This is a genomic window from Pseudonocardia sp. 73-21 (assembly GCF_001899645.1).
Lineage (GTDB): Bacteria > Actinomycetota > Actinomycetes > Mycobacteriales > Pseudonocardiaceae > Pseudonocardia.
In genome coordinates this window covers 1-9,062 of sequence record NZ_MKVV01000034.1, presented here as the reverse complement: position 1 = coordinate 9,062, position 9,062 = coordinate 1, and the positions used below count along the sequence as shown (strand labels likewise).

Genomic DNA, 9,062 nt, shown 5'->3' with positions numbered 1-9,062 from the left:
CCGGTCGCCGCCCACCGCCGCGATGCCGGTGCGGGGCGGTCGGTGCGACGGGCGCCGGTGGCCCCGAAGGGGGGGTAACCGTGATCGGCTGCGGGACGGGGGGCAGCGGACATGTCGAGCTCCGAGGGTGGGTGTGCCGGAGCGGGTCCGGCGTCGGTGGCCGGGGGCGGCCCGCAGCCCTGTTCGTCCGGGCGGCACGCCAACCTCACCCGTTCGGCCGGGTGCGCACAACCGACCTAGGTCGGGTCGGATGCACCGACCTGGGACGGGTGACGCGCCCGACGCAGCTCGGTTCCCGGGCTGCGCCGGAACTGGCAAGCTGCCGCATCGTGGCACAGCCGTGGCGTGGTCGATCATCGGTGGTGGGGTCGTTGCGGCTCGGGTTGGTGCTGCTGGGCGCCGCGGTGGCGGTGCTGGGCGGCGTCGAGATCGCGCTGCTCGCCTTCGGGAATGCGGGGCCGCCGCTGTGGTTGCTGACCGGGTTCACCGAGTTGGGCTGGACCTACGCCGCCGCGGGCCTGGTGGCGTGGTGGCGCCGGCCCAGCAACCGGCTCGGCGCGATCCTGCTGGTCGGCGGGTTGAGCTGGATCGGGGCCGGGCTGGTCAACACCACCGTCGCGGTGCTGATCGCCGCCGGGCAGGTGCTGGCCACGGTGCCGCTGGCGGTGGTGGTGCACCTGCTGCTGGCGTTCCCGTCCGGGCGGCTGCGGTCCCGGGCCTCACGGATCGTGGTGGCCGCCGCCTACGCCATCGCATTGGTCGGGCCGGCCCCGCAGTACCTGTTCACCCCCGCCGTGGCGCCGGACGGGCTGCTGTTCGTCGCCGACCGCCCCGATCTGGCGGCGCTGAGCGGCTGGTTGAGTCCGGTCGGCGGGGTCGCGATGCTCGCCGCCGCGGTCATCCTGGGGGCGCGGCTGCGCCACGCGCCCCGGGCCGGCCGCCGGGTGCTGGCGCCGCTGTATGCCTACGGGGTCCTCGCCGCGGTGTTCGTCCCGGCCACCGCGTGGGCCCGGGACCTGCTCGGGTTGGGCCCGGAGCTGCGGTTCGTGCTGCAGCTGGTGGTCCTGGCCGGCGTGCCGGTGGCGTTCGCGCTGGTCCTGCTGCGCGGCGGGTTCGCCCGCACCGGGCAGATCGAGGAGCTCGGGGCGTGGCTGGGTAGCGTCGAGGCGGCCCGACCGACGCTGGAGCAGGCCCTGGCCGACACGCTGGGCGACCCGTCGCTGCGGCTGGTGTTCCGGGTCGGTGAGGGCTACGTCGACGCCGAGGGCGCCCCCGCCGCGCTGCCGCGGCCGGGGTCGGGTCGCGCGGTGGTCGAGATCGACCAGGCCGGCGCCGCGGTGGGCGCGATCGTCTACGACGCCAGCTTGATCGCCGACCCGGAACCGGTCCGGGCCGCCGGCCGGGTGGTCGGCATCGCCGTGGAGGCGCAGCGGTTGACCGCCGAGCTGCGCGCCTCCCGCGACGCGTTGCGCCGATCCCGGCTGCGCCTGGTCGAGGCCGCCGATCAGGAACGGCGCCGGATCGCCCAGAACCTGCACGACGGGCTGCAGGTGCAGCTGGTGCTGCTCGCGCTGGACGCCGCGCAGGTCGCCAAGTCCGCCGACGACGCCGCCGATCCCACCACCCGCGACGCCGCCACCGCGCTGCGCATCGGCATCGACGACGCCGCCGCCGCGCTGCGCCGCACCGTCCACGATGTCCTGCCCGCCACGTTGATCGAACGCGGGCTCGCCACCGCCGTCGAGGACCTCGTCGACCGCCTTCCCCTGCCCACCGACCTGCAGCTGAGCGTCGCCGACCGGACCCTGCCCGCCGCGGTGGAGGCCACCGCCTACTTCGTCGTCGCCGAGGGACTGGCCAACGCGTTCAAACACTCCCGCGCCCGGCGGCTGGCCGTGCGCGTGACCCACCACGACCGAGGCCTCGAGATCGAGGTCGGCGACGACGGCATCGGCGGCGCGAGCCTCGAAGCCGGAACCGGACTGCGCGGGCTGGCCGACCGCCTCGACGTCCTCGGCGGCCGGCTGGTGCTGCACAGCCCGACCGGCGCCGGCACCAGGCTGCTCGCGCACCTGCCCGGCACCGACCCACCCCCCGCGCCCCCGCTGCCCCGGGCGCAGCCCCCGCACGGAACGGGATCGCCATGCGCGTCGTGATCGGCGAGGACGAGGCGCTGCTGCGCCAGGGACTGACCCACGTGCTCGAGAACGCCGGCTTCGACGTCGTCGCCACCGCCGCCGACGCCACCGAACTGCTCCGCCACGCCGACGAGCGCCGACCCGACCTGGTCGTCACCGACATCCGGATGCCCCCCACCCACACCGACGAGGGCCTACTCGCCGCCCTGCACATCCACCGCGAACACCCGCAGACGGCGATCGTCGTGCTCTCCCAGTACGTGCAGCGCCAGTACGCCGTCGAGCTGCTCACCGAACGCCCCAGCGGCGTGGGCTACCTGCTCAAACAACGCATCTCCGACGTCGCCACCTTCTGCTCCGACCTGCACCGCGTCGCCACCGGCGGCACCGTGCTCGACCCCGAGATCGTCGCGATCATGCTCACCCGTGCCCGCCGCACCGACGACGCCCTCGACCGGCTCACCGACCGCCAACGCGCAGTCCTCGCCCTCATGGCCCAGGGCCGCAGCAACGCCTCCATCGCCCGCCAGCTGTCGATCTCGGAGAAGTCGGTCGTCCAACACGCCTCCAACATCTACAGCGAGCTCGGCCTGCCCCCCAGCTCCGACGACCACCGCCGCGTCCTGGCCGTGCTCCGCCATCTCGACCGCTGACCGGGCCATCCCCCCGTCGACCTCGAACGAGGCATCGATATCGGCCGGGCCCAGTTCGGCGTCGGACGAGGTGCCGGGTGACGCTCGCCACCGGCGTGACGATCCCGGTACTCGCCGCCGGGCGTTCCGACGTCGTTCGACGGTAGGGCTGTGGGCCGGCCTGCTGGTCTCCCCGGCCCGTGCGCTACCGCGACGAGCCGTTGTGCCGTTGCCTGCTCTACCCGGTCTTCCTGCTGCTCGGGATACTGGCCAGCTGGCGCGCCCTGGGCCGCCACGTCGCGGGGCGCAACAGCTGGGCCAAGATCGAGCGCAGCGCGGACCCAGTCGCAAGGGGTTGAGGCGTCGCAGAACGCGTCGCCGCGGGTGTGCCGCCACCTGCGCGTGCAGCGGCTGGCTCGCGGCTGTGCCGCCCGCGGGAGGACGTCATCGAGGTCGCCATGGTGGTGCTGTTGGCCGGGCGGGTCCGCGCGGTCGCCGCTCGTGGAGTCCGAGGTCGGCGGCTGGCGCTGCACCGCGTTCCGCATCCTGTGATCGCGCCGCCGGCGCGGCTACCGGCAGGGTGGTCCTGGGGTTGTCCACAGCGCAGGGAGCTTGTGGATGAGCACCGGCGTCGTGTCACCGCAGCGGAGAGGATGGCGCGATGGGAAAGATGCCTGACGACCCCCGCCGCGACGTCGCCGGCCGGCTCGAGGATTCGCCCGCGCGGACGGCTGGTGTGGCGGAGCCGCTGGAGGTGTTGTGGGCGCGGGTGGCACGCGAGGGGGCATCGACTTCGAGCCACTCCCACCCGAGCTCGTCGACGCCCTGCCGGAGTTGCAGCGGGCTGTGGACCGGATCGCGGCGCGGCTGCCGAAGGTGCAGGACCGGCGCTGGCTCGCCGCTGCGCTGGCCGCACTCGTCCACTCTGTCAACGCCGCCGCTCTCGACGACGTCGGCACCGGGCCGGGGGGTGCCGAGCCCGCGATAGCGGGAGGGCCGAGCGAGGCCGGTGGCGAGGACGTGGTGGCCGTGGCGGTGGTGAGCCGGCCGCGGGGGGCTGGTGGGTCGACGTCGGGACGGGATCCCGCGGTGGGTGTTCCCCGGCGGCTGCGTGGAGCCCGGGAAGACCGCTGTGCAGGCGGCGGTGCGGGAGTGTGTCGAGGAGACCGGTGTCGTGGTGGTCGCGGGCAGGGAGATCGGCCGCCGTGTGCACCCCGTGACCGGAAGGACCGTGGTCTACGTGGTGTGCGGCCCGGCGGACGCCGACGCCGGCCACAGTGAGCCGGTCGTGGCCGCGCCCGACGAGCTGGTCGAGGTGCTCTGGCTGTCCCCGGCCGAGGTGGAGCCGCGGATGCCGGATCTGTTCGCCCCGGTACGTGCGCATCTGGGGTTGGGTCAGCGGCGGTAGCCGGTGGCGGCGTCGACGGCGCGCACGACGTGCGCGAGGCGCTCGGCCACATCGACGGGAACCAGGTGGTAGCGCTGTCCGACGGAGGCGACGAGTGCGGCCAGGGCGGCGGAGACCTCACCGCGGCGGGCGTCGAGCCCGTGATCGGCGGCCGCGAGCTGCTGCAGGATGCCCGCAGTGTCCGCGATCGCCGTCGCCTCCACCTGGGGACGATCCTCGAGCTGCGCCGGGGTAGTCGACGTCGCTGACGTGTGGGCCGTGGTCATCGCGACTCCCTCAGAAACACACTGGGCGGGGGGCTGCGGGCCGTCGGGACCTTCCCCGCCCCGACGGCCGCCCGACGACCCTAACCGAGAACGAACATGTGTTCGACAACCTGAGTGGGTGACGCTCCTCGCGTTCCCTGCGTCAGGCGGGGAGGGTGACTGAGGTGGAGCTGTCCTTGCCGGTGTCGGTGCGTCCGATGCTGGCCACCGCCGGGTCGCCGCCGGTGGGGGAGGGGTGGGCGGTGGAGTTCAAGTGGGATGGCGTGCGGGCGATCGTGGCCGCGGCGGGGGAGCGGGTGCGGATCTCCTCCCGTAACGGCAACGACGTCACCGCCGGCTACCCCGAGATCACGACCGCCGGCCTGGGAGTGGGGCGGTCGGTGGTGCTGGACGGTGAGCTGGTCGCTCTCGACCCGGCGGGTCGCCCGGACTTCGGGTTGTTGCAGCACCGCATGCACCTGCGAACGCCGGGGCTGGAGGTGCGGGAGCGGGTGGCGGTGTCGTTGTACGTGTTCGACGTCCTGGCCCTCGACGACCAGCCCCTGCTCGACGAGCCCTACGACGTGCGCCGCGAACAGCTGCTCGGCCTCGGCCTCGACGAGCTGCCCGGGGTGGCGGTCCCGCCGTCGTCCACCGACCTGCCCGCCGCGCAGGTGCTGGAGGTGGCGCGGGAGCACGGGTTGGAGGGGGTGGTGGCCAAGCAGCGCCGCTCCCGCTACACCCCGGGCCGCCGCTCCACGGCCTGGATCAAGACCGCCCTGCTCTCGACACAGGAGGTCGTGATCGGCGGCTGGACACCCGGCGCCGGTCGCCGCGCCGGCACCGTCGGCGCGCTGCTGCTCGGTGTCCACGACCGGGCCGGCGGGCTGCAGTACCTGGGCAACGTCGGGACCGGGTTCACCGACGCTGCGCTGCGCGACCTGCACACCCGGATGCTCCCGCTGCACCAGGACGGGAGCCCGTTCGTCGATGAGGTCCCGCGGGAGCAGGCCCGGCACGCGGTGTGGGTGGCGCCCCGGTTGGTGGGCGAGGTGGTCTACCGCACCCTGACCGCGGACCACCGGCTGCGGCACGCCGCCTGGCGAGGCCTGCGCCCTGACCGCGACCCCGACGAGATCGTCCTCGACCTGCCATAACCCGCCAGTCGCGCTGGACGCCTGCCGAGCGGGTATCGGCGTGGCCGCCGGGCTGCCACCGCGACAACTGTCGGGTGTTCGGTCGGGTGCCGGTCCGGGGCTGTACACGGTGGTCGAGTCGGCGGCCGGCAGCGCCCAGTCCCGGGCACGGGGTGGGCGCTGCCAGCACCGGCAGACAGGCGTTGCACCGGGCGGCGTGTGGCGGAGGGGTGCCACACGCACACCTGGTTCGAACGCCGGACGTCGCCCGTTACTGGCGAGGCCGAGTTGCCCGAAGCGGCCCGCAGCAGGCCCTCTCGCATGTCACGATTCCGGCCCGGGAGCCGCACACGGCTCCTTGGGCCGGGCGGACACAGAGGTAGCGATGATGCGGACGAGGCAACAACCAGCGGTGGCGACGGGTCGTCGGGGGTGACGGGCCAGCGATGTCGTGGCCGGTATCAGGGATGACCCTCGGCCGGATGGCGGCGGGCGCGATGCTGGCCGCGGGTGCACTCGTCGTCGGCTCGGCAAGTCCTGCAGGGGCGCAGGAGCCCGGCCTGGGTCTGCCTTCGCACCCGGGGGTGTTCACGGCTGCGAACGTGCCGGTCCACGCCGAGCCGGTGGACGGTTGGGCGTGTCACTGGTTCGGCGACTGCCGCACCGAGGAACGCACGCGTGACGATCCGGGGCCGGTGTGGTTCAGCGGCGCGGCGAGGGAGCGGGCGGAGATCGAGTGCCGGTTCGGCGCCTACTACAAGATCAGCCAAGGAGAGCGGGGCGGCTGGGTCACGCAGAGCAGGATCGTGTCGGGCTCCACGCAGCCGGGGCGCGACCTGTTCCAGTGGTGGCTCTGACAGCCTGGCCAGGCCCGGTCACGCGGGGGCGTGATCGGGTGGCTCGAGCACGGGTGCCCGGACGGTGAGCCGTTGTCCACCTGACCGGCTCACCGCCGCCGGACTCTCGCGCGAGGCGAGCGACCGGCACCTCGAGGCCAACCGGATCACCGTCGACGGCCAGCTCGTGACCGACCTGCAGACCCCGGCTCCGCCGCCGGCGCGGGTCGTCCTGCAGCGCTGACCACGGATCGCCCGCCGTCGTCACGGGCGGCGTGACTGTCAGAGGTCGATGGTGGCGACCAGCGGCCGGTGATCCGACGCCCGGTGATCATGGATCTGACCCCGGTGACATTCATCGGCTCGGCCGGCCTGGGCGCACTGACCGCCGCGCACCGATCCGAGCCGCTGTTACTGGTCGTCGATCCGGGTCAGAGGTACTCAGCGTCGGTGGGGTGGCCGGGAGCGGGATCGGTGAAGGGGACGAACCGGAACCGTACGGGGGCCGAACCGGCGGTCAGCTCGTCGGGTCCGTCGGTGGTGGCGGCCGCTGCCCGGCTGACGGTGATCACTCCGGCGGCGCTGACCCGGTCGAGCTGGGCCAGCAGCCGGGCGAGCGCCGAGGGCGCGTCCTGCGGATCGTCGGCGCTCTGGATCAGGGTGCGGTGCACCACGCTGACCGTCCAGCCCTCCCGGGAACCGCTGCCGACCGAGGACATCAGCACGACATCGAGCAGCCAGCGCGCGGGTTTCCCGCTCAACGCGGGGGTCTGGTGGGCGTCGATGCCGGCGATCTGGTCGGCCCGCACCAGCCCGTCTCCCTGGGTCGCCACCCATACGTTGGTCAGACTCACTGCGACCTCCCACCTCATAAGTAGAGTCGAGACACCTGTAAAATTAGTGCTTGCGTGCCATAAAATCTATAGCTAGCATCTCAGTTATCTGGAGTGGGATCGGGTCACCTCTGGAGCCGCTCCAGAGCATCGCCGCCTGTCGTCGACAGTGAAAGGAGTGGCTTGCGATGCTGATGTGCACAGACCCGTTCCGGGAGCTGGACCGGTTGACCCAGCAGGTGTTCGGTCAGAACGCCGGAACCTGGTCGCGGCCGACCGCGATGCCGATGGACGCCTACCGCACCGGGGACCAGTTCGTGGTGTCCTTCGACCTGCCCGGAGTGAACCCGGAGGCGATCGAGCTCGACGTCGAGCGCAACGTGTTGACGGTGAAGGCCGAGCGGCGCCCGATCGAACCCGGGGGCCAGGTGGAGATGCAGATCGCCGAGCGAGCGCTGGGGGTGTTCTCCCGCCAGTTGTTCCTGGGCGACACCCTCAACACCGAGCACATCGACGCCTCCTACGAGGCCGGGGTGCTGACGCTGCGGATGCCGATCGCGGAGCGGGCGAAGCCCGGCAAGATCGCCATCGCCATCGCCAACAGCGACAGCGGACACCAGCAGATCAACGCCTGAAGCCGAGACCGCTGAGAACTCTCTGATCACCCCGACCGTGCCGGCCGCGGCGGCGACCGGAAGGAGAGCGATATGACCGACCACCGGGTCCTCGACCCCCAAGTACCTGTGCACCCCGTTCCCACGCCCACCCGCTGGGTCTTCACCGAGCTGGTCTGCGCGGATCCCGGGTTGCTGCGGGTCGAGTTCAACGCCCTCATCGCCGTGAACTTCCCGCCCGCCGAGGGCCGCCGGGACCGGCGGCCGCCCCGGCGCCCGGGGCCACCGGGGATCGACTGGTTCCGACTGATCCCACCCCCCGGTCCCCCGGGGGTGGGACCGGGGGGTGTCGTGGTCTGGATCCGGCCCGTTCCCGGGCCGGACCGGCCGGCCCGGGAACGCAGTCCGCCTCGCCTGAGGCCGAATCACACCGAGAACCCGCACGTCCCAGGACCCAGACCCCACGAAGGAGGTGAAGGGATCAACCGGTGAGAAGGCTCAGCCACCGCGACGGTCAGGCGCTCGTCACCACGATGATCCAACACTCGGACGTCCAGCCCAGCCCTGTCCGACTCGGCCCGGGCGCATCCCCGCGCCGTGATGGCGCACCCGCAACGGTGACCGGCCCGACCTTTGCCGCAACAACCCTTGCCGAGCCTGAAGTGATGTGATCATCCGGTCACGGTCCGGGGGTACAGGGGTGTCCCTGTGGTGTCCCTGTACCCCCGGGACCGCACGCAGCGGCCCCGCCGACACCCCGTCCCAGGAGGGGTCAATTTCAGGATCCGTTGACACCCGCTGTGCTCCTAGAACGCGCGTACTCGATCGGAGAGCGGGGTCACTTCACAAGCGGTTCGTTGAAGATGCCGCCCAATAATGTTGCCGACGATGACGGCAACGATCATCCAGGCGGCTAGCCCGACGACAACCCAACCGGCGGCGGTCATTGGTCTGTGGTGCGGGACGGGTCTGGGGCGAGACGTAGTCGCCGGTCCCGGGAGTGTCCGCCGCCTCGACGACTTCGGTTGCGAGATCCAACGCTTCGAGGAGGGCCTGAATATGGTATTCCGGTGGGCTGTCAGAATCGAGGTACATGACCCATTGGTTGCCCGCGATGGATAGAGACGCAACCGAGTCTTTCGGTAGCTTATAGGGGCTCTTCCGGATTTAGAGTGCGAGTGCCCCGCAGTGCAGTAGCGACCGGAGCCGGTAGTTGATCA

The 9,062-nt window shown here is 72.3% G+C and carries 9 protein-coding genes; 7 read left to right on the top strand and 2 right to left on the bottom strand.

Going from position 1 to position 9,062, the window contains the following annotated elements:
* Positions 1-329: 329 nt before the first annotated feature.
* The 3 genes from BGP03_RS09660 (at position 330) to BGP03_RS09650 (ending at position 4,178) form a co-directional block, all read left to right on the top strand.
* Positions 330-2,156: a histidine kinase gene (locus tag BGP03_RS09660; protein WP_296371002.1), complete on the top strand. Its 1,827-nt coding sequence runs from the start codon at positions 330-332 to the stop codon at positions 2,154-2,156.
* Positions 2,144-2,791, top strand: coding sequence for a response regulator transcription factor (locus BGP03_RS09655; RefSeq protein ID WP_296371001.1), 648 nt, complete (start codon positions 2,144-2,146; stop codon positions 2,789-2,791). The genes BGP03_RS09660 and BGP03_RS09655 overlap by 13 nt, the downstream gene beginning before the upstream one ends.
* A 1,039-nt stretch (positions 2,792-3,830) precedes the next feature.
* Positions 3,831-4,178: an NUDIX hydrolase gene (locus tag BGP03_RS09650; RefSeq protein ID WP_296371000.1), complete on the top strand. Its 348-nt coding sequence runs from the start codon at positions 3,831-3,833 to the stop codon at positions 4,176-4,178.
* Here BGP03_RS09650 and BGP03_RS09645 read toward each other — a convergent pair.
* Positions 4,166-4,381, bottom strand: a complete 216-nt coding sequence (locus BGP03_RS09645) for a hypothetical protein (protein WP_299736127.1) — start codon at positions 4,379-4,381, stop codon at positions 4,166-4,168. The genes BGP03_RS09650 and BGP03_RS09645 overlap by 13 nt on opposite strands.
* Before the next feature lie 227 nt (positions 4,382-4,608).
* Between BGP03_RS09645 and ligD the strand changes: the two genes are divergently transcribed.
* From ligD to BGP03_RS09630, 3 genes are all read left to right on the top strand, one after another.
* Positions 4,609-5,580: a non-homologous end-joining DNA ligase gene (ligD, locus tag BGP03_RS09640; RefSeq protein WP_363093484.1), complete on the top strand. Its 972-nt coding sequence runs from the start codon at positions 4,609-4,611 to the stop codon at positions 5,578-5,580.
* A 446-nt stretch (positions 5,581-6,026) separates the two neighbouring features.
* Positions 6,027-6,416 (top strand): hypothetical protein, encoded by a 390-nt coding sequence (locus BGP03_RS09635; RefSeq protein WP_296370999.1) that lies wholly within the window; start codon positions 6,027-6,029, stop codon positions 6,414-6,416.
* Between the two features lie 64 nt (positions 6,417-6,480).
* Complete coding sequence (locus BGP03_RS09630) at positions 6,481-6,639, top strand: hypothetical protein (RefSeq protein WP_296370998.1); 159 nt, start codon at positions 6,481-6,483, stop codon at positions 6,637-6,639.
* A 187-nt stretch (positions 6,640-6,826) separates the two neighbouring features.
* On the opposite strand, the gene BGP03_RS09625 is transcribed toward BGP03_RS09630, so the two are convergent.
* Positions 6,827-7,228: a hypothetical protein gene (locus tag BGP03_RS09625; RefSeq protein ID WP_363093481.1), complete on the bottom strand. Its 402-nt coding sequence runs from the start codon at positions 7,226-7,228 to the stop codon at positions 6,827-6,829.
* Positions 7,229-7,416: 188 nt separating this feature from the next.
* Here BGP03_RS09625 and BGP03_RS09620 point away from each other — a divergent pair, with 188 nt between their 5' ends.
* A complete protein-coding gene (locus tag BGP03_RS09620) occupies positions 7,417-7,863 on the top strand; it encodes an Hsp20/alpha crystallin family protein (protein ID WP_298796506.1) in 447 nt (148 codons plus the stop codon).
* Positions 7,864-9,062: the final 1,199 nt, after the last annotated feature.